A 19397-nucleotide genomic window follows, 5' to 3' on the forward strand; every position below is an offset into this window, starting at 1 on the left:
GAAATGAGCGACTATCTGATCGATGAAGGTATGGAAGTGACGCTGCACTTCACCTTAAAACTGGAAGATGGCACCTTAGTGGACTCCACCAAGGAGAAAGCGCCGGCCACATTTGAATTTGGCGACGGCAATCTGCCACCCGGTTTTGAACATCCTATTAAAGGGTTGGCTGCAGGTCAGGAGGGCACCTTCCAGATAACCCCAGAGCATGCCTTTGGCCAGCACAACCCGCAAAATATTCAGACCCTGAAACGGGCAGATTTTGGTGATGAGGCCCCGGAAATTGGTATGGTGATGTCGTTTGCCGATAAAGCGGGAACGGAATTGCCCGGAGTGGTCAAAACCATTGACGGAGAGCGTATTGAAGTGGACTTCAATCACCCACTGGCAGGGCGTACCCTGACGTTTGAGGTCGAAGTGCTCGATGTCAAACCGGTGACAACGCATTAATTCACTAAGCGATGTGCTTACGCATCAAGGCGCCACTATGCAATCGACGCAACCCCAGCCCATTCAGATCAAATTAGCCAATCCGCGTGGCTTTTGCGCCGGTGTGGATCGCGCGATCGATATCGTCAACCGTGCACTGGATGTGTTTGGCCCACCTATCTATGTGCGCCACGAGGTTGTCCACAACCGTTTTGTGGTCGAAACCCTGCGTGCCCGTGGGGCCGTGTTTGTTGAAGAGCTGGATGAAGTGCCCGATGACGTTATCGTCATTTTCTCTGCCCACGGCGTTTCCCGGGCGGTGCAAGCCGATGCGGAACGACGGGGTTTGAAAGTGTTTGACGCCACCTGCCCGCTAGTGACCAAGGTACACCTTGAAGTGCTGCGCTACGCCAAGCGCGGCCAGGAGTGCATCCTGATCGGCCATGAAGGCCACCCGGAAGTCGAAGGCACCATGGGGCGTTACGACACTTCCCACGGCGGCCGGATCTACTTGGTAGAGGACGAAAAAGACGTTGCTAAGCTGGAGGTGAGTGATCCCACCAAGCTGGCTTTCGTGACTCAGACGACGCTGTCGATGGATGATACCGCCAAGGTGATTGATGCGCTGCGCGAGAAGTTTTCCGACATCCAGGGGCCGCGCAATGACGATATCTGCTACGCCACGCAGAACCGTCAGGATGCAGTACGCGAACTAGCCGCCCAAAGTGATCTACTGCTGGTGGTAGGCAGCCCCAATAGCTCAAATTCCAACCGCCTACGTGAGCTCTCGGAGCGTATGGGGACGCCTGCCTATTTGATCGATAACGCCGATCAGATCGACCCGCAGTGGCTTGAGAATGTTTCACGCATTGGCGTGACCGCGGGCGCCAGTGCCCCTGAAGTATTGGTCAAAGGCGTGATTGCCAAGCTGCAAACCATGGGCGCTGCACTACCTGAAGAGCTACAGGGCCGCGAAGAAACCATTACCTTCTCGATGCCAAAAGAGCTGCGCGAAAAGGTGATCGCCAGCAGCTAGCAACCTGCGTCGTGATGCATTGCGTATTGGTTTGCGACATACTGAAATGGTATGAGCCAACTAGTACAGGAGCAGAGCCGCGTGTCTTATGTTTCTCACTTTTTTGCTGGCCATTCGTTGCTGAAGGGCCAGCGCGGCTTTACTCTTATTGAGTTGATGATTGTGCTGGTAATTATCGGCATCGTCGCCGCCATTGCCTACCCCAGCTATACCCGCTACGTGCAAAAATCAGTGCGAACCGATGCCCATGCAGGGCTGATGCAAGCTGCTTCCGAGCTTGAGCGCTGTTATACGCGGTCTTACTCATATAGTGATTGTCCTATCAGCAACGCCTCTCCCGAAAACAACTATGCGATTGCGGTAAGTGTTAGCGGTAACGGCTATTTATTGACCGCCAGCACTCTTCAGAATGACGGCTGCGAAGATGATATGACGCTAAATTCAAGTGGCGAAGGGTTGCCCGGTGCTTGCTGGTAAACAGGCAAAGCAGCGAGGCTTTAGCTTAATAGAGGCGTTGATCGCACTGGTGGTGCTTTCCATCGGCCTGATCGGCGTTGCCGCCATGCAGCTTAAAGCGCTGCAAAGTGCGAATACTGGCTACCTGCGTTCAGTAGCAAGTGTTGCGGCCGTAGATGCGCAAGAGCGGCTTTGGGCGGAGCTGGCAAAAGATGGCGTAGATAGCTGCGCAGATATCGCTATTGAGATTGCTTGGAAGGCCCAGTGGTTTACCAATAGTGATTCGAATCCTTTGCGAAATGTGAATGCGCAAGAGAGCAAAATCGAATCAAACGGTTGTGAATTCACCATTGAGATAGACCTAGGTAGCCGAGCCGGCGAGACCGAATCAGATGTATTTACCTATAGGCTTCGCCTGCCAGAGCTAGAGGGGGGCTAATGAAGCCAGGTATGCAAAAGGGTTTTACCCTCGTTGAGCTGATGGTAGCGATGGTGATAGGTACAGTGATTATCTTAGGGGCTGGACAGCTTTTTTTAACCTCTTTTCAAACGTTTAAGATCGTTGACAAGGTCAGCCGCAAACAAGAGACATTAATTTTTGCGGTAAGTACCCTGACTGCAGCAGGACGCAAAGGGAATATTGGTGACTACGCTATTGTGTCCGATGGACGTCGCTCTGACAGCGGGACGGACTATTATTGTGTTCTGCAAGATGAGGTTCAAAACCAGCCTGTCTTAGATCTTGCTCAGGTTGATGATGAGGCCGGTTGCCCAACGCTTGCTGAATCCAATGGCGATGGCGTATCTCATTTAATCACGCTGCCCATCGGCGATTGCCGAGAGAGCGTAAATATGACGTGCGATGAAATTACCTTGACTATCAGTGAGCGAAATAAAGCAATCTCATTACGAGAGCCTACTTCATGAAACAGCAGCAAGGTGCGGCGTTAGTGATGGTGATGGCTCTGCTCGCCGGTGCATTGATGCTAGGCATGTCAGGGATGCGGAGCGCGTTGATTGATGAGCGTTTAGCGGGTAATTATCGCGCCTCTGTACAGGCTCAAATGACCGCAGAAAGCATGCTGTCGGTGTTTAGAAGCATGGCTTCTCGGCGCCAGTTATTAGAAGACATCTTTAACGCTACTTATACCGAGAGTGATTTTTTAAATGATGTAACTCGCGTCGAGGGATTCGAATCCTTTGATCAGTTGAGCGTCACGTTTGATGTGAGCGGTGATGAAGTGACGATTACAACGCGTGATATGGGTACGCATAGCAGCATTGAGAGCACATCGGTTGCCGTTTATCAACGGGCCAGCCAAACCAGCGGGGCAGGAGACTAAGCGGTTGTGAGGGGCGTTGTGTAAATGCCTGGGATGCCATTCGCCACATGGCATGCAGCACGTTATCATAGCGGTATTTGCTTAAGAGCCTGAAAACCATGAGTCAGCCTTCGAAAACCCGCGTCCTTACCGGTATTAACACCACCGGCACGCCCCACTTGGGCAACTATGTTGGAGCGATCAAGCCCGCCATTGAGGCCAGCCAGGATCCCAGCGTTCAGTCGTTCTATTTTCTGGCCGACTATCACTCCCTAATCAAGTGCCAAGACCCCAAGCGGGTGCAGGAGTCTCGCCTGGAAATTGCCGCTACCTGGCTTGCGCTCGGGCTGGATACTGATAACGCCATTTTCTATCGTCAGTCGGATATCCCGGAAATCCCCGAGCTTGCATGGATGCTCTCCTGCGTATGCGCTAAAGGCTTGATGAACCGCGCCCATGCCTATAAAGCAGCGGTGGCTGAGAACGAAGAGGCGGAAAACCAGGATCCGGATAAAGGCATTACCATGGGGCTTTTCGGCTATCCCGTGTTGATGGCGGCGGATATTCTAATGTTCAACGCCAACAAAGTGCCGGTGGGGCGTGATCAGATCCAGCATATTGAAATGGCCCGCGATATTGCCGGGCGTTTTAACCACCTCTATAAAGGTCAGCACTTTGTGCTCCCTGAGGCGGTAGTAGACGACAAGGKACAGCTACTGAACGGCTTGGATGGTCGCAAGATGTCCAAAAGCTACGACAATACGATTCCGCTGTTTGCCCCAGAGAAAAAGCTGCAGAAACTGGTACGTAAGATTAAGACCAACTCACTGGAACCCGGTGAGCCGAAAGACCCTGATAGCTGCACGTTGTTCCAGATTTACTCCGCGTTCGCGACGGCAGAAGAGACAGCGAGTTTACGTGAGCAGTATGCCAACGGCATTGGCTGGGGCGACGCTAAAAATCACGTGTTTGAATATTTGAATGCGCACTTGAGCGCCCCCCGTGAACGCTATAACACACTGATGGAAGACCCTGCCCATATTGAGGCGGTACTGCAAAAAGGCGCCGAGCGGGCGCGGCAAGAAGCTGCACTCACGATGGATCGTTTACGTTCAGCGGTTGGCCTAGGGCGGTTTGTTTAAACTCTTAGTTTTATTGCAATACCCGTAGTAACGACGAAGCCCCTTCCGGKTGGAAGGGGCTTCGCTTGTTTCAGGCCCTGTTTTTCTTCAGGTCCTATGTTTCCAGGCGTCAACTAGTCTTTGAGCGACTGCTTAGCCTTCGATCGGGGCGCGCCAGKCGTCAGAACCAGAGGTGCCAGCAACAGTGTGTTCCCAATCAATCTTACGGTAAGCCAGTGACACGTCCATCAACTGGGTGAATTCAGATTTTTGGATGTCTTGGGCGTGCGGCATACGCAGATTGATGTCAACGATAGTGGCATCGGTCAGCGTGGTGGTGAAGAAGTGCTCCTGCTTACCTTCAACAGAAGTGCGGTACCACTTCAGCTCAACATTGGGCAGCATTTCACCAGACGCTAGCGCGTTGTACATCAGCGGCACTGCTTTGTTCAGGGCAACGGTAAAGATAAAGGGCTTGTGAGCACGTTGACCAGACGGCTGACCAGACTGCGGATCAGTAGGTACGGTAACGACATGCTTAAATTCTTGCACCAGCATCTGGTCTTCGTGGCCTTCAACGTAGATGTTGCCTACGGAGTCAGGGGTGAAAGCACCTGATGTGATGTTGCCCTGAGTTTGGCCTTCAATGCTGATATAACATGGTGTTGGCATGGTCTGCTCCTTGACTGGAAATATTAAGGTTTGTCACGTGACCCTCTAAGTAAGGCAATGAATGTGCCATTATTTTTTTATCTTTTTTTTTCAGAGACTTATTTTTTATATAGCAGATAATTAATTTTTATTAGGCAATTTGTGGCCTGGTCTGGGCAACTCATTGCTTGCTTGGCAATGGGTTGCTTGATTATTTTGATGTTACATTTGATAAGCCTTAATGAAGTAACGAAATCTAGATTTTTGTTTTATTTTGTAAGGCTAATACGCTAGTTGTTATTTTGATGTCCGAAAAATAACATTTTAACGCCTTAACTTTTAACGTCGATTGGCATTATCAAAATCATTTGTACGTTATTTCTGTCAAAAACTGTAAGAGATTGCCGATAGAGTTTGTAAGAAATTTCTTACAAATTTTAATTAGCCAATTAATTTAAATTAGCATTGGTTCTATCTCCGTTTAAATTCTGCAAAATAGCCGCTAAATGAGATTAGGTTGAATTTATGCTTTCGGGGTGATGGCCAATAGACGTCTCTTGTTCAATCAAGTCGGAGTTGGCACGCACTATGTAATTCGGTACCTTCCCGGGATTGAGAACTATTAACGGTTACATTGATACACTTTTCTCTCCAGGGCTAAATATCATGGCTAAACAAGGAACTGTTGCGCCCAAAGAGCGCATCAACATTAAGTATGTGCCAGCGACTGGCGATCAGCAGGCTGAAACTGAACTGCCATTGAAGTTGTTGGTCGTCGGCGACTTTAAAGGTGGTGAGGAAGAGACCCCTATTGAAGAGCGACAGTCCGTCTCTGTTGATAAGAACAACTTTCAGTCGGTAATGCGCGAGGCTGGCTTAAGCCTGCAAACTGCCGTGCCTAATCGTCTTGATGAGAGTGATGAGCCTACAGATATCGCTGTCAATCTTGATTTTAAGTCCCTGGAAGATTTCTCTCCTGATGCGGTTGCCAAGCAGGTGCCCGAGTTACGCAAGTTGGTTGAGTTGCGCGAAGCGCTGGTCGCTTTGAAGGGGCCGCTGGGTAATGTGCCCGCTTTCCGTGATCGGCTACAGAAGCTGTTAGAAAACGACGAAGCTCGCCAGCAGTTGCTGAATGAGCTGGCATTGCTGGATGCAGATAAAGATCAATAATTCTTCAGCATTAGCAACGTTTTTTTATTGCAAATCAGCGAATTCGAGGCACAGCGATGAGTAAGACAGCAAAGCAACAGAATGCAGTTGCAGAAACTGAAACGGATGTTTCGTTGCTTGATCAAGTGATGGCGCAAACACGTATGGCACCAGCCGATGAAGGCTACGATGTTGCCAAACAGGGCGTGGCGGCTTTTATAGCAGAGCTGCTCAATGGTGACGAGGCGGCGCCAAAGGTCAACAAATCACTTGTTGATAATATGATTGTTGAGCTGGATCGAAAGATTAGTCATCAGGTGGATGAGGTTCTTCACGAAACGAATTTCCAGCAGTTGGAATCGGCTTGGCGTGGTTTGAAGCTGCTGGTCGACCGGACTGATTTCCGTGAAAACATTAAGCTTGATGTACTGCACGCCACTAAGCAGGAGCTACTGGAAGATTTTGAGTTTGCACCTGAAATTAGCCAGAGTGGGCTTTACCATCACGTCTACAACGCGGGCTATGGCCAGTTTGGCGGAGAACCGGTAGCGGGCATTATTGGCCACTATGATTTCTCGCCCTCCACACCCGATATGAAGCTGCTTCAGCATACTGCGGCGGTTGGTGCTATGGCGCATGCACCCTTTATGTCTTCAGTTGCTCCCTCTTTCTTCGGTATTGAAAGCTTTGAAGAGTTGCCGAATATCAAAGATTTCAAGGCTATTTTTGAAGGGCCTAAATATGCTCGTTGGCGCAGCCTTCGTGAGTCTGAAGACGCACGATATCTTGGGCTAACGGCCCCGCGGTTCTTGCTACGGACTCCCTACGACCCAGTAGAAAATCCGATCAAAAGCTTTAACTACCGCGAAGACGTTAGTGAAAACCACGAGCATTATTTATGGGGTAATACCTCTTATTTGCTGGCGGAGCGTCTCACGGACAGCTTTGCCAAGTACCGTTGGTGTCCCAATATTATTGGCCCGCAAAGTGGTGGTGCAGTCGAAAACTTGCCGGTGCATACCTACGAAGCATTTGGCCAGCTGCAGGCAAAAATTCCTACCGAGGTGTTAATTACTGACCGGCGTGAATTTGAAATGGCTGAGGAGGGGTTCATTTCATTAACCATGCGTAAGGGCAGTGATAATGCGGCCTTCTTCTCAGCCAACTCTGTTCAAAAACCCAAGGTTTTTCCAAACACTGCAGAAGGTAAAGCGGCTGAAACCAACTTCAAGCTGGGTACTCAGCTTCCCTACATGTTCATCATTAACCGCTTGGCGCACTACGTAAAAGTGCTTCAGCGTGAACAAATAGGTTCATGGAAAGAGCGTCAGGATCTTGAGCGTGAACTTAATGCTTGGATTCGTCAGTACGTTGCCGATCAAGAAAATCCCCCCGCAGATGTCAGAAGCCGCCGCCCGTTGCGCGCAGCTTCTATCCAGGTGTCTGATGTTGAAGGTGATCCAGGCTGGTATCAGGTTTCCATGGCGGTTCGCCCGCACTTTAAATACATGGGTGCCAACTTCGAACTCTCGCTTGTTGGCCGCCTCGACAAAGAATAAAGGAAAGCAGCGATGGCAACGGAGAGCGGAGGGTTGTTGGGTAGAGCACCGCTAGGAAGTCGCTTGTTTGAACGGCTTGCCGCTCCCGATCAACCCGTGTTGCGAAGGGAGGCCGACGAGTTGATGGAAGTTGTCGAGTCGATCAAGCGTCACCTAGTTGACTTGCTGAACAGCCATCCGGGTAACAGTGCCTGTGCGCCCGAACTTGGCTTGCTCGACTTCAACGATGCCACGATTGGTGTGCTGGATCTGGAGCGCAATATTCAACGCGCGATTTGTCAGTGTATTGAGCGCTATGAGCCGCGGGTCAAACGTGTGGATGTTGAGTCATTACCTAATCATGGTGATCCGTTGCAATTGCGCTTTCAGGTGCATGCCACCGTCGCTTTAGGCAGAGAAAACACCCAAGCGACTATCGATTTGTTGCTTAACAACAAGCGTTATCAGTGTCTCAACTGATATGCCTGAGAGGCACGAATGCTGAATCGCTACTATCGTGACGAGCTCAATTTTTTAAAGCGCCAGGGGCGGGAGTTTGCCGATGCAAACCCCGGCTTAAGCCGCTTCTTGTCCGAGCGCAGCACGGATCCTGATGTAGAGCGGTTATTGGAAGGGTTTGCCTTTCTCACCGGGCGAATGCGCGAGAAAGTTGAGGATGAGTTTCCTGAGCTTACACACTCGCTAATCAGCATGCTGTGGCCGAATTATTTGCGGCCTGTACCCAGCATGACGGTGGTTCAATTTACCCCTAGTTGGTACTCCCTGAGTCAGCAGCAACGGGTTGAGCGTGGAACAGAACTTGCCAGTGAGCCGATAGAGGGCACGCCATGCCTGTTCAGAACTTGCCATGATGTAACACTCTATCCATTGGCGCCGATAGGTGTGGATGCGCGTCATACGCGGGAATCTTCAATCGTAGAGCTGGCGATGGAAGTGCGTAGCGACCAACCGCTGAATGCCATGGGTATCGACTCGCTGCGCTTGCATCTAGGCGGTGATGGTTACACCGCACGCACGCTCTATTTATGGATGAGTCACTATCTTTCACGGCTGGAGCTGGAAATTGATGGGCAGAGGCAGCGGCTACCTTCTGATGCGCTAAAGGCTGTTGGGTTCGAGCGTGATCAAGCGCTTCTACCTTACCCGCAGAATGTTCATCAAGGGTATCGCATTTTGCAGGAGTACCTCTGTTTTCCGGAGGCTTTCCATTTTTTTGATATTTTAGGACTCGGGCGCTATTTGCCAGCTGACACGGCGAGTAACGTCACGCTGCGCTTTGTATTTTCACGTACCTTGCCAACCGATGCTCGGGTGAAGGATGAGCATCTGGCGCTTTACTGTACGCCAGCGATCAACCTTTTCGAGCATGATGCTGAGCCTATTGATTTGAGTGGCGAACGCAGCGAGTACCGAATACGGCCTAATAGTCGCGCCCCTTCACACTATGAAATTTTTAGTGTTGATGACGTGCTGGGAACGCTGGAAGGTGGGCGTACTGAGTGGCAAGAAACGCCGCGCCGCTATGTTCCGTTTGAAAGTTTCCAGCATCAAATTGAGCGTGACCGGGGGAGAGAGTCCCTTTACTACCGTGTGCGAGTGCGCGACAGCCTGCGCAGCGATGGTTTTGATCACGACATCGCCTTTGTTCGGGGGGACGAGCGTGCCTGTCTTGGCCGCCGTGAAACGATTTCTCTGCAGCTGACCTGTAGTAATCGTGAGTTACCTGAGCGGCTAACGATAGGCGATTTGTGTGTGGCAACGGAAGAAAGCCCTGCTTACGCTACCTTCCGCAATATTACCCGGCCGACCCCGGTTCTACGCCCTGCGCTCGATGATGGGCTGCTATGGATATTAATCTCAAATTTGTCGCTCAACTACCTCTCCTTGCTCGAGCGTGATGCGCTGTGCTCGGTACTGCGTGCCTATGATTTCCGAGCTTTAGTGGACAGGCAAGCAGAACGGGTTGCGCAAAAAAGGCTAGCCGGCATTCTTGAAATTGACACCCAGTCTGTTGATCGCTTGCGCAAAGGTTTGCCCGTGCGTGGGCTGCGTTCGGTAATGACATTGGATCAAGAGGCTTTTGGCGATGAGGGTAGCCTCTACCTGTTTGGCAGTGTGTTGGCGCGCTTCTTTTCGCTGTACGTAAGCATTAACTCTTTTCACGAATTACATGTCATTAATCGCCATAACCAAGAGCGCTATCAATGGACCTTACAGGTGGGGCAGCAGCCCCTGATGTAGCGCTGGCGCCGGTTATTCGGGGGGCGCGACGTTACGAATTTTATCAACTAGTAGAGCTTCTGCACCGTCATCACGGCGATGATTTAGAGCAGCGGCATGGCGGTAGCGTGCCCTCATTTCAGCGCGTGCGCTATACCGCCTCAGCGTCGTTGGGCTTTCCGGGCAGCGATGTGCTTGCCCTGAGTGAAAACCAGGCAGGCCAATACGAGATGGAAGTCAGTTTCCTGGGGTTACAGGGTGCGCAATCGCCGCTTCCCGGTTACTACCTGGAAACCTTGGCGCATAACGCCGCTCACCAAGAAGGGGCCGCGGGTGATTTCCTCGACTTCTTTAACCATCGGCTGTTAACGCTCGTGCATCGTAGCTGGCGGAAATATCGCCACTACGTTCGCTATCAAAACGATGCGAAAGATGGTTTTTCTGCCGCGATATTTGCGTTGGTTGGGCTCGCTGACAGTGATCTACGCGGTGAAACACCGATCAACTGGAGCAAAATGCTCGCTTATGCGGGCCTCCTGGCTGGACGGTCGCGCTCGCCTGATGTGGTTAGCGGTATTGTTGGACACTGTTTCGACTTAGCCCAGGTACAGATAGAAGAGTGGGTGCAGCGTTGGGTGGAGATTCCTTTGGATCAGCGCAGTTGTATGGGTGTCTCGGGGATGACACTTGGCGGTGACATGGTCGCAGGCGAGCGTGTTGCAGATGTGAATGGCAAATTTGCGCTTTGCCTGCGCGGTTTAAGCCTAGCGCGATTTAGAGATTTTCTACCTGATGGTGAAGAGCATAGCCCCCTTAAAACGCTGGTGAGTTTTGTACTGCGAGAGCCGTTGGCCTATGACCTCGAGCTTGAATTGCTGGATAGCGAGGTAAAGCCCATGCGTTTGGGCGATGCCGGGTCGTGCCAGCTTGGATGGACCACCTTTGTTGATCCAGAGAGCGACGGCAACACTATGCGCCGTCGTGTACGCATTCAGATGACGAGTTAATCCATGCATTCCAATCAACTAGACGCTATCACCTTGGTGGTCACCAACAGTGAGCAGCTCGAAGGGCGCTCTACCAGCAGCTTTGTCTTCCATAAAGAGGGAGGCACGCTGGGAAGTGGCCTGCAAGATAACTGGTTACTGCAAGATCATAGCGGACGGATTAGGCCCAGCCATGCCGAAATAACCAAAATCGATGGCAAGTTCTGCCTAGTAGATCTGAGTGGACACACCTTTATTAACCGGACGACGCTGCCGATTGGGCGGCATCGAAAGGTAGCGCTACGCGATGGTGATGAGCTGATGATTGGCGAGTATCGCTTGAAGGTACATCTCGGTGATCGTCACGCGTGGCAGCCAGGTGTGCACTCGCTGGCCACGCTAATTGATGAAGAGCATGACGAGGTCTCGACCCAAGGCGCTGTTTGGTCAGCAGGGGGCGGGCATACCTTCAATCATGCAGCAGAAAAAGGCGACCCGATGGAAGCCTTAGGGGGAGCTCTGCCAGGCTCGATTGCGCATGACCCGATGGTGGCGTTAGACCATGAAGATAAGTCGTCGGACGCCATGGAGCCGCTTGAGGCCATGTCGCTCTCACATCGCCAGCAAGCGTATCAAGGGTATGTTTCTCAAGGACATGAGTTTCAAGAGCCAGCATATGCAAATAATCGGGATCAGTGGCAGCAACAAGAGCGCCATGAGGAAGCCTTAAGCCTCCCCGATATCAGAACACCGAAAGGCACAACAACGCAGAGGAGCAGTGGTATGGATGAGCGGCAGATAAACGATTTGGAGCGCTCTGTTGGGGAGCAATTGGAAGATCGCTGGCAAAAGCCAACAACGCAATCGCTTGGACATGTTGGTGCAGACCCTCTGCTGAGAGGGTTAGGCCTTGATTTACCCTTCCGCGATAGCGAGGAGCAGCAAGCATTTCTAGAAGAGGCGGGGCATACCCTACGCGCGACTATAGATGGTCTGCGCTTGCTAAATAAGGCGCAGAGCGATAGTAAGTACCCACTTAGAGACCGCCGTTTACAGCCGATTGAAGATAATCCTCTGCGCCTTGGCCAGTCCTATAACGAGACCGCTGAGACCCTATTCTCTGCCCAGCGTAGCCCTGTACATTTATCAGCGCCTGAGGCAGTAGCAGAGTGCTTGCGTCACCAGGGACAGCATCAAGCCGCCGTGGAAGAAGCCATTGGTCACGCACTGGGCGCCATACTTGATGCGTTCTCCCCTGACGCGCTGCTCAAGCGTTTCCATGCATACCGTGGTGCGGGTAATCGCATTGAAGACGAAGGTGGCTGGGCTTGGGAGATGTACCACTACTACTACAGAGAGCTTAACTCTGGTCGTCAACAAGGCTTTCAAAAACTGTTTTGGGAAGTCTTTGAACAAGCCTATGACCAATCGGTGCGTCGCCAGCAGCGGGAGGAGGCATGAACGTGCACAACATTGCACGGCTTGCCTGGCTGCTTTGCATCATTCTGTTGCTAGCAGGCTGTGCCTCGACCCGTGAAGCCACGGGCAAAGCGTGGCAGGTAATGCGCGATCCATCTATTCCTGTCGGCTACCCCGAAGATCAGCCCACCACAGTTGACTTAAGCATGATTGCTGAGCCAAACGTCAATACCAATGTGGATGGTGAAGGGACGCCGCTGCGTTTTCAGGTGCTGCAGTTAAAAGATGACTCCATGTTGATGGCGGCCGACCTAGGTCAACTGAATAGTGATTTAGAGGAGGCGCTAGGTACTAATTATCTCACCCACGATGACTTTACGCTGCTGCCTGGGCAGTGGAAGTTTTATGAACCTTTCGACGTTGATGAAGAGACGCGTTACATCGGGCTGATTGCTTTCTATGCAACTCCCAACGAGGCCGAGTGGAAGAAGGTCGTCAAGGTGAAGAGCCGTGGCGAGCATTACCACTTACTGGTTCACCTCCGGGGTAGCGAAGTAGAACTAAGGAAGGAGGAATAATGGCCAGCCGAAATCGTGTGGTGTGGAGCGAAGGGCTATTTATTAAGCCTCAGCATTTCCAGCAGCAGCAGCGCAGTTTAGAAGGGTTGATAGATGCACGACTCAAAGGGATTAGCCACTATTTATATGGCTTCCATACGCTAGAGCTGAATAGCGAGTTCCTCAGCTTTGGGCGTATTGCTATTAGCCGTGCCAGCGGCGTCATGCCCGATGGCGTTGCGTTCCAGCTCCCGGCCGATGATATCGAACCTAGCCCGCTAGAAATTAGCGACGCCAGTATTACCAACCAGGTGGTCTACCTGGGACTGCCGTTGGCCACCGACGGTGTGGGCGAAGTGCGTTGGCCGGGCGACGAATTGCCTGCACGCTATCGTCTCTCCTCACGTAGCGTACGTGACCTTCACTCCCGCGATGGTGCTACTGCAGAGCTTGAAGTGGCGCGGGTGTCTCCGCGCTTGCTGTTAGAGAGKGATGACCGCAGCGGTTACGCCTGCCTTTCCGTGGCACGGATTATCGAGCGTCGCCCAGATGGCAGTTTAGTGCTTGATGAGCAATTCTTGCCCACGCTGCTGAATGTGCAAGCGGCTCCTGGTTTGCAGCGTTTTGTCGGAGAAATGGCCGGTTTAATGCGTGAGCGGGCGCGCAATATTGCTCAACGTCTTTCTACACCGCATCAAGCAGGTGTTGCCGACGTCTCTGATTTTATGTTGCTGCAGCTACTGAACCGCGCTCAGCCGCGCTTTCAGCATCTTGCCCGGCTTGGCCAGCTTCATCCCGAGCGTCTTTACGACACCATGCACGAAGTCGCCTGTGAATTAGTGACGTTTACCGATGAATCGCGGTTACCGCCAGAGTGTCCGGCCTATGATCACGATCATCCCGAGCGCGCTTTCCGGCCACTAATGAAGATGCTCCGCCAGGCGCTTTCCACCGTGCTTGAGCCGCGTGCTGTCGCCATTCAGCTACAAGCGCGCCGTTTTGGTCTACTCGTTGCGCCGCTGTCAGACCTTAGCCTCATTGAGTCGGCTGAATTCATTCTTGCCGTTCGGGCGGATATGCCCAACGAGCGGCTGCGTAAGCTGTTCTTGCAGCAAACCAAAGTTGCCAGCGTGGAACGCATTCGTGACCTCATCAGTTTGCAGCTGCCCGGTGTCCCGCTTGAACCCTTGCCAGTGGCGCCTCGCGAGTTGCCCTACCACGCTGGTTATAGCTACTTCCAACTGGACCGCCAGAGTGAAGCGTGGGGAATGCTCAACGGGGCCAGTGGCTTTGCCTTCCACGTCGCCGGTGAATTTCCAGGACTGGAAATGCAGTTCTGGGCCATCAGGAGTTAAGCCATGCAACATCTTGCAACCGAAGATCAACGCTCTGTACGACCACGTGGCGCAAGCGACAAAGTCCGTCATGAAGATCTGATTAATGAGCGTGGCCTGGAACATCTCATCCATAGCCATGCCGAGCAGTTGGATGCCGATGAAGACTACTGGTTTCGTCTACGCGGGCACAATCTTAACCCACTGGTGGATGCGGCTAGCAGCCTGCTTGGCATGGTGGTGCGTGTCCGTCAGCTTGATAGCGCAGGCGATGTTGAGCGTCTCTATCGTCAGGTAGTCGACGAGATCGCTGCCATCGAAATTGAGCTAACTGAGCAGGGCTATGACCGGGCCACACTACTCGCTTACCGCTACGTCCTTTGCTCCTTTATTGATGAAGCCGTCATGGGGATGCCTTGGGGGCGACAGAGTAAGTGGGCCGAGCACTCGCTGCTAACACGTTTTCATAATGAAACCTGGGGCGGCGAAAAAGTGTTCTCCATTCTCTCGCGTCTACAGCAAGAGCCCCAGCGCTACCGCGACATGTTGGCCTTTATTTATCTCTGCCTGTGCCTTGGTTTTGAGGGCCGTTACCGTGTGATGTCCCACGGGCGCGATGAGTACGAGCAAATTGTCCGGGCGTTAGGTGACCAATTAGCCACGCTTGATCAGCCACCTGAGGAAGCGCTTACCCAACCGCTGCGCAATGTCGTAAAAGGCCGCCAAGGCATGCGCAGCGGATTTCCTATATGGGGAATATTTGCCCTATTTGGGATCGCCATGGTGGCAGTGTATTTGGGCCTCTCCTGGTCGCTTGATCAGCAAGCCGAACAGATTACCTCACTTCTTAACCAAATTTACCGTTAGGAGATCCCATGCTCAGGGTAGAGCTACCAGCGCTTATTGGCCGCCTAAACACGATTGCTCGCCAAGGACTTGAACAGGCCGCCGTGCTGTGCGCCCAGCACCAGGCGCCTGAAGTTACCGCCGCTCATCTGTTGCAAGCGTTGCTTGACCAACCGCTCTGTGATGTTCGCTGTTTATGTGAAACATTCGATATTGATGTTGCTGAGTTACGTGCTCAACTCGCTGAAGAGACGCGCCCACCTCAGGATTTAGACGTAACGACACCCAGCTTTTCGCCGCTGCTAGTCGAGTTACTGCAAGATGCGTGGCTGTTAGCCACCACCGAGTACCAGCAAAGTGAGCTACGCAGTGGGGCGGTGTTAACCGCCTTGCTGCATACTGCTGACCGATACCTGGGGGCTGGTTCCGTGCGCATGTTAGCGGATATCAATCGCGAAAATTTGCGCCGTCATTTAGACCGTTTAACAGCAGATTCAGCGGAAGCACCCAGGGACAGTGCGGGCACTAGCCAACGCCAAGCTCCCCATGCCGCGGGCGATGACAGTGCCCTGGCACGTTTTGCCACCTCGTTGACTGAGCAAGCCCGCAATGGTGAGCTTGACCCCGTACTCGGGCGTGATCCGGAAATCGACCAAATGCTCGATATCCTGGGGCGTCGGCGCAAAAACAACCCCATCGTGATTGGCGATGCGGGGGTGGGTAAAAGTGCTGTAGTAGAAGGTTTAGCCGCCCGTATTGTGGCCGGCCAAGTACCCACGGCGCTGGCAGATGTTGAGCTGCTTRCCCTTGATCTAGGCGCACTCCAAGCCGGTGCTGCGGTGAAAGGCGAATTTGAAAAACGCCTGAAAGCCGTGATTGATGAAGTGAAAAACGCGCCACGCCCTACGCTGCTGTTCATCGATGAAGCGCATACGCTGATCGGTGCGGGCAATCAGGAGGGGGGCGGGGATGCAGCCAACTTGCTCAAACCTGCCCTGGCGCGGGGAGAACTACGCACTATCGCCGCCACCACCTGGCGGGAGTACAAAAAGTACTTCGAAAAAGACCCGGCGCTGTCGCGGCGCTTCCAGCCCATTGCGCTTTCCGAGCCAAGCGTTGAGCAGGCGCTGGTGATTCTACGCGGCCTGCGCGATGTGTATGAACGCGCCCACGGTGTGCTGATTGGCGATAGCGGCCTGCGTGCAGCCGCCGCGCTTTCTGCTCGTTATTTGGCCGGTCGGCAATTGCCCGATAAAGCCATTGATGTGCTGGACACCGCCTGTACCCGGCTGGCGCAAGCCCTGGATACTCCGCCCCGCAAGCTCAGTCATCTGCAGAGTGAACATATCGCCGCACTGCGCGAGCGCGATCAGGTGGAACGTGAGCGACTGTTGGGGCGCGAACCCGATAGCGAGCTCCACCACGACTTAACCGAACGCTTAGCCAAGCTGGAAGAAGAGCTGGCAAGCCTGGAAGCCGCCTGGCAAGCGCAGCGGGAGTGTGTCGATGCCATTGTGACGCTACATCGCCAACTGCTGGAAGCAACGGATGCCGATACCGTGGATCAACTTCCCGAGGGGGTTCATCAAGCGCTCGCCGAACGTGAGCTGCAGCTGGCCCAACTGCAAGAGACATTTGCCCTGGTCAATCCTAGCGTTGAAGAAGCCCAGATCGCCCAGGTGATTGGCGACTGGACCGGCGTGCCGGTTGAGCGCATGACCAGCGACGAGCTAACGCGACTCACCGAATTGCCCACGCATCTGGATGCGCTCATCCAGGGGCAGAGCAGTGCGATTGAGCGTATCCACCGCCATCTGTTAACCGCCCGTGCTGATCTACGTCGCCCAGGGCGGCCATTGGGCGCGTTTCTATTGGTGGGCCCCAGCGGCGTTGGTAAAACCGAAACCGTGGTGCAAATTGCCGACCAGTTGTATGGCGGCCGTCAGTTTCTCACCACGATCAATATGTCGGAATACCAAGAAAAGCATACGGTTTCACGCCTGATCGGCTCACCGCCGGGGTATGTCGGGTTTGGTGAAGGCGGGCTACTGACCGAAGCGATCCGTCAGCGCCCTTATTCGGTGGTGCTGCTGGATGAAGTCGAAAAAGCCCATCCCGATGTGCTCAACCTCTTCTATCAAGCGTTTGATAAAGGCGAATTGGCGGATGGCGAAGGGCGCGTGATTGATTGCAAAAACGTGCTGTTCTTCCTGACCTCCAACCTTGGCTACGAAGCGATTGTCAGCTACGGCAATGACCCAGCGGCGTTGGACGCCGCGCTCTATCCGGTGCTGGCTGAGTTCTTCAAGCCAGCGCTATTGGCGCGTATGGAAGTGGTGCCTTACTTGCCGCTGGACGGCGATACCCTGCGCGACATCGTGAAGGCCAAGTTGGAGACCTTGGCAACACGCATCCGCGGGCGCCATCGCCAGGCCGAAGTGGTGCTGGATGACAGCCTGGCCGAGGCAATTTGTAAGCGTGCCACGCGGAGTGAAAACGGCGCCCGTATGCTCGAGTCGGTCATTGACGGTGAACTGCTGCCGCCGCTTTCCCGTGCACTGCTCGAACGTATGGCACGGCGTGAGCAGGTGAGTCGAGTAGTGTTAGGKGTGGATGCTGAACAGGGCTCATTCACCGCGGRGGTTGCGTGACGACATGACACTTCAAGCCCTAGACACCTTCGCCGCAAACACCGCGTGTTCACCCTCTCCGCTCGCCGCGATGCCCATTGCGTTAACCCTGGTGGAGAGCGAAAGCACTGAAGCACTGCGCAAGCGGGCAGCTCAGGTGCTATGCGATGGATTAGGACTTGATTGCTCTGAGTGTCTGTATGTTGAGGGGAGTGGTCGTTGGTTGGGTCGCGATGATAATGCGGCGCAGTTTGATTGCAGCGATTTCAGTCATCCTTATGCCCATGTCATCCGCAGTGGTAAAGCGCTCACATTAAGCGTGGGTGATGCCCGTACGCGCTTGGATCATGCTGGGTTTCAAGACCAGGTTGTGCATTTGGCGGCAAAGAAGCGCCTGCAAGTAAGACCGCTGCGTGCCCAGGATGGTGAGAAAGAGTGGCTGGGTGTGCTGTTGATGGTGGGCGAAGGAAGCTTCATGAGCACCCTGGACAATGATCCCGGTATGGCGGCGTTTGAGGCGTTGCTATGCCGGCTATGGGCGCGTTTGTCGCGGGAGCAGGGCGAACGGCATCGTTCGCGGGCACTGCGAGATTCGTTAGTCAAGCTTAACGATGGAGCCCGTCGGCAGGCGTTGGCCGATCAATTAGCGCAGGAGCTACTGGGAAACTCGAAGGCCATGCAAGAACTGCGGCGCCAAGTGGTGCGGGCGGCGGAAACCAACTTGGCGGTGTTATTGCAAGGGGAGACGGGCACCGGGAAGGATCGGGTGGCGCGTGCGCTCCATCAGCTCTCAGGGCGTGCAAAAGGCCCTTTTATGGCCATTAACTGCGCCGCTATTCCCGAAGCGTTGCTTGAATCCGAGCTGTTTGGCCATGCCAAAGGGGCGTTCTCGGGCGCAGACCAAGCCCAGGAAGGGCTTATCAGTCAAGCTGACGGCGGTACGCTGTTTCTGGATGAAATTGGTGATATGCCGCTAGCGCTACAAGCCAAGCTGCTCAGAGTGTTGGAGAGTGGCCGTTACCGTCCGCTAGGCGCCAGCGAAGAGCGCTGCGCGGATTTACGTTTAGTGGCCGCTACCCATCAGCCGCTTCGCGAGCATATTCGTGCGCAGCACTTTCGTGCTGACCTCTACTACCGACTGGGCCAATTTCCGCTCACCCTGCCACCGCTTGCAGAGCGGCGCGATGACATTGCCCAGTTGGCGCAATCGTTCATTGCCGATTTTTGCGCACGTGAAGAGCGTGACGACATGGGCATTACCCCGGCAGCACTGCGCTTACTCAAGCAGCGTGACTACCCCGGTAATGTTCGTGAGTTAAAAAACCTAATCGACTACGCCTGCGCCATGACGCCTCAGGGCGCGGATATTGATGCCTATGTCATACCCGGGGAGCAAGAGAGCGACGCTCAAACGGCACCAAATGCGCAGGTAAGTAGCACGCCGTTCCCTTTGCCGAATGATATCGATGACTTGCGCCAGGCGCTTCGCGATGTTGAAACCGCCATCATCCGCCAACGGTTAATGCATTTTGGCGGCAATCGCGCCCAAGCCGCCGCAAGCCTTGGCTTACCTAAGCGAACACTGGCCCATAAATGTCAGCTGCTAGAACTGGATACCAAATGAGAGTGACGTTACTAATTCGCCAGTGGTCATGCTGGGGACTGCTTATCATCGCTGTTTT

The 19397-nt window shown here is 53.4% G+C and carries 19 protein-coding genes; 18 read left to right on the forward strand and 1 reads right to left on the reverse strand.

Features of this window, described 5'->3' with window-relative positions; translation table 11 throughout:
• Positions 1 to 3 precede the first annotated feature (3 nt).
• The 7 genes from fkpB (at position 4) to HALO_RS04470 (ending at position 4385) form a co-directional block, all read left to right on the forward strand.
• Complete coding sequence (gene fkpB / locus HALO_RS04440; protein WP_035580485.1) at positions 4 to 450, forward strand: FKBP-type peptidyl-prolyl cis-trans isomerase; 447 nt, start codon at positions 4 to 6, stop codon at positions 448 to 450.
• A gap of 37 nt (positions 451 to 487) precedes the next feature.
• A complete protein-coding gene (ispH, locus tag HALO_RS04445; protein ID WP_035580483.1) occupies positions 488 to 1465 on the forward strand; it encodes a 4-hydroxy-3-methylbut-2-enyl diphosphate reductase in 978 nt (325 codons plus the stop codon).
• Positions 1466 to 1546: 81 nt separating this feature from the next.
• Entirely contained in the window at positions 1547 to 1942 is a 396-nt protein-coding gene (locus tag HALO_RS04450; RefSeq protein WP_269449323.1) for a type IV pilin protein, read from the forward strand.
• The gene (pilV, locus tag HALO_RS04455) at positions 1929 to 2360 is read left to right on the forward strand and encodes a type IV pilus modification protein PilV (RefSeq protein WP_035580481.1); all 432 of its coding nucleotides are present in this window, start codon (positions 1929 to 1931) and stop codon (positions 2358 to 2360) included. Before HALO_RS04450 ends, pilV begins: the two co-directional genes overlap by 14 nt.
• Positions 2360 to 2848, forward strand: coding sequence for a PilW family protein (locus HALO_RS04460; RefSeq protein ID WP_035580479.1), 489 nt, complete (start codon positions 2360 to 2362; stop codon positions 2846 to 2848). The genes pilV and HALO_RS04460 overlap by 1 nt, the downstream gene beginning before the upstream one ends.
• Entirely contained in the window at positions 2845 to 3264 is a 420-nt protein-coding gene (locus HALO_RS04465; RefSeq protein WP_050713110.1) for a pilus assembly PilX family protein, read from the forward strand. Before HALO_RS04460 ends, HALO_RS04465 begins: the two co-directional genes overlap by 4 nt.
• A gap of 98 nt (positions 3265 to 3362) precedes the next feature.
• Positions 3363 to 4385 (forward strand): tryptophan--tRNA ligase, encoded by a 1023-nt coding sequence (locus HALO_RS04470; protein ID WP_050713111.1) that lies wholly within the window; start codon positions 3363 to 3365, stop codon positions 4383 to 4385.
• A gap of 132 nt (positions 4386 to 4517) precedes the next feature.
• On the opposite strand, the gene HALO_RS04475 is transcribed toward HALO_RS04470, so the two are convergent.
• Positions 4518 to 5036 (reverse strand): Hcp family type VI secretion system effector, encoded by a 519-nt coding sequence (locus HALO_RS04475; RefSeq protein WP_050713112.1) that lies wholly within the window; start codon positions 5034 to 5036, stop codon positions 4518 to 4520.
• Positions 5037 to 5681: 645 nt separating this feature from the next.
• On the opposite strand from HALO_RS04475, the gene tssB reads away from it, so the two are divergent.
• The 11 genes from tssB to HALO_RS04530 are packed head-to-tail and all read left to right on the forward strand — an operon-like array spanning position 5682 to position 19339.
• On the forward strand, positions 5682 to 6185 hold the full coding sequence (gene tssB / locus HALO_RS04480; RefSeq protein WP_035580472.1) for a type VI secretion system contractile sheath small subunit: 504 nt from the start codon (positions 5682 to 5684) through the stop codon (positions 6183 to 6185).
• Positions 6186 to 6241: 56 nt separating this feature from the next.
• Positions 6242 to 7723 (forward strand): type VI secretion system contractile sheath large subunit, encoded by a 1482-nt coding sequence (tssC, locus tag HALO_RS04485; protein WP_035580470.1) that lies wholly within the window; start codon positions 6242 to 6244, stop codon positions 7721 to 7723.
• A 12-nt stretch (positions 7724 to 7735) separates the two neighbouring features.
• Entirely contained in the window at positions 7736 to 8182 is a 447-nt protein-coding gene (tssE, locus tag HALO_RS04490; protein ID WP_035580468.1) for a type VI secretion system baseplate subunit TssE, read from the forward strand.
• Between the two features lie 18 nt (positions 8183 to 8200).
• Positions 8201 to 9964: a type VI secretion system baseplate subunit TssF gene (tssF, locus tag HALO_RS04495; RefSeq protein WP_050713113.1), complete on the forward strand. Its 1764-nt coding sequence runs from the start codon at positions 8201 to 8203 to the stop codon at positions 9962 to 9964.
• Positions 9928 to 10950, forward strand: coding sequence for a type VI secretion system baseplate subunit TssG (gene tssG, locus HALO_RS04500; RefSeq protein WP_035580462.1), 1023 nt, complete (start codon positions 9928 to 9930; stop codon positions 10948 to 10950). Before tssF ends, tssG begins: the two co-directional genes overlap by 37 nt.
• A 3-nt stretch (positions 10951 to 10953) precedes the next feature.
• On the forward strand, positions 10954 to 12390 hold the full coding sequence (gene tagH / locus HALO_RS04505; protein WP_035580460.1) for a type VI secretion system-associated FHA domain protein TagH: 1437 nt from the start codon (positions 10954 to 10956) through the stop codon (positions 12388 to 12390).
• Positions 12387 to 12926 carry a type VI secretion system lipoprotein TssJ gene (tssJ, locus tag HALO_RS04510; RefSeq protein ID WP_035580458.1) on the forward strand — a complete coding sequence of 180 codons (540 nt, stop codon included), beginning with the start codon at positions 12387 to 12389 and terminating at the stop codon, positions 12924 to 12926. Before tagH ends, tssJ begins: the two co-directional genes overlap by 4 nt.
• Positions 12926 to 14260, forward strand: a complete 1335-nt coding sequence (tssK, locus tag HALO_RS04515) for a type VI secretion system baseplate subunit TssK (RefSeq protein WP_050713114.1) — start codon at positions 12926 to 12928, stop codon at positions 14258 to 14260. The genes tssJ and tssK overlap by 1 nt, the downstream gene beginning before the upstream one ends.
• A 3-nt stretch (positions 14261 to 14263) precedes the next feature.
• The gene (gene icmH / locus HALO_RS04520; RefSeq protein ID WP_092490811.1) at positions 14264 to 15106 is read left to right on the forward strand and encodes a type IVB secretion system protein IcmH/DotU; all 843 of its coding nucleotides are present in this window, start codon (positions 14264 to 14266) and stop codon (positions 15104 to 15106) included.
• Positions 15107 to 15114: 8 nt separating this feature from the next.
• Positions 15115 to 17736: a type VI secretion system ATPase TssH gene (gene tssH / locus HALO_RS04525; RefSeq protein ID WP_050713115.1), complete on the forward strand. Its 2622-nt coding sequence runs from the start codon at positions 15115 to 15117 to the stop codon at positions 17734 to 17736.
• 4 nt (positions 17737 to 17740) lie between these two features.
• Complete coding sequence (locus tag HALO_RS04530) at positions 17741 to 19339, forward strand: sigma-54 interaction domain-containing protein (protein WP_081899088.1); 1599 nt, start codon at positions 17741 to 17743, stop codon at positions 19337 to 19339.
• Positions 19340 to 19397 lie beyond the last annotated feature (58 nt).

This window comes from Halomonas sp. R57-5 (assembly GCF_900070345.1).
Taxonomy (GTDB): Bacteria; Pseudomonadota; Gammaproteobacteria; order Pseudomonadales; family Halomonadaceae; genus Vreelandella; species Vreelandella ventosae_B.

Bases quoted from the DNA above. Each gene is read 5' to 3' on its own strand.
- tssB (WP_035580472.1), top strand. From the start codon at position 5,682: ATGGCTAAACAAGGAACTGTTGCGCCCAAAGAGCGCATCAACATTAAG.
- HALO_RS04465 (WP_050713110.1), top strand. From the start codon at position 2,845: ATGAAACAGCAGCAAGGTGCGGCGTTAGTGATGGTGATGGCTCTGCTC.
- icmH (WP_092490811.1), top strand. From the start codon at position 14,264: ATGCAACATCTTGCAACCGAAGATCAACGCTCTGTACGACCACGTGGC.
- fkpB (WP_035580485.1), top strand. From the start codon at position 4: ATGAGCGACTATCTGATCGATGAAGGTATGGAAGTGACGCTGCACTTC.
- tssC (WP_035580470.1), top strand. From the start codon at position 6,242: ATGAGTAAGACAGCAAAGCAACAGAATGCAGTTGCAGAAACTGAAACG.
- ispH (WP_035580483.1), top strand. From the start codon at position 488: ATGCAATCGACGCAACCCCAGCCCATTCAGATCAAATTAGCCAATCCG.
- HALO_RS04460 (WP_035580479.1), top strand. From the start codon at position 2,360: ATGAAGCCAGGTATGCAAAAGGGTTTTACCCTCGTTGAGCTGATGGTA.
- tagH (WP_035580460.1), top strand. From the start codon at position 10,954: ATGCATTCCAATCAACTAGACGCTATCACCTTGGTGGTCACCAACAGT.
- tssF (WP_050713113.1), top strand. From the start codon at position 8,201: ATGCTGAATCGCTACTATCGTGACGAGCTCAATTTTTTAAAGCGCCAG.
- tssE (WP_035580468.1), top strand. From the start codon at position 7,736: ATGGCAACGGAGAGCGGAGGGTTGTTGGGTAGAGCACCGCTAGGAAGT.
- tssG (WP_035580462.1), top strand. From the start codon at position 9,928: ATGGACCTTACAGGTGGGGCAGCAGCCCCTGATGTAGCGCTGGCGCCG.
- HALO_RS04530 (WP_081899088.1), top strand. From the start codon at position 17,741: ATGACACTTCAAGCCCTAGACACCTTCGCCGCAAACACCGCGTGTTCA.
- tssJ (WP_035580458.1), top strand. From the start codon at position 12,387: ATGAACGTGCACAACATTGCACGGCTTGCCTGGCTGCTTTGCATCATT.